Raw genomic sequence first — 387 nt, 5'->3', positions numbered from 1 at the left:
GCCGCGACTGCGCCTCGGGCTTCGGTGCGGCGACCTTCGTCACCGGCAGCGTCGTCTTCGTGTCCGCCTCGCGCACCCTGACGGGGCTGGCCCGCACCGCCGCCATCACCTGGTCGAACTGCTCCTTGCCGTCGCTGTGCCGGAACGCGAACACGGCCAGGTCGCGGGTGGTGAACGTCGCCTGTTGCCGCGTGATCGCATCCAACGCGATTTCCGGCTTGGCGATAATCTTCTCGCCGTTCTCGCGCGCGATCCGCACGTGATCGTCGGCGCGCTCGGCATCCTCGCCGCGATCGAGCCGGCGCATTCCGGCCGGGCCGATCTTGTGCTGCGGCTCCAGCGCAATGCCCTGGTCTTCATAGGAACGGTTGTCGATCCGCCCCTCCA

Annotated in this window: 1 pseudogene; it reads left to right on the top strand. The window is 68.7% G+C overall.

Annotated elements, in window-relative coordinates:
- Positions 1 to 104: pseudogene (locus tag CVH10_RS27295) on the top strand (tRNA cyclic N6-threonylcarbamoyladenosine(37) synthase TcdA); the annotation flags it as partial.
- Positions 105 to 387: the final 283 nt, after the last annotated feature.

Source organism: Halomonas sp. ND22Bw, assembly GCF_003011945.1.
Taxonomy (GTDB): domain Bacteria; phylum Pseudomonadota; class Gammaproteobacteria; order Pseudomonadales; family Halomonadaceae; genus Halomonas; species Halomonas halophila.
The sequence above is the reverse complement of the archived record's forward strand: the minus strand, read 5'-3'. Positions and strand labels throughout refer to the sequence as shown.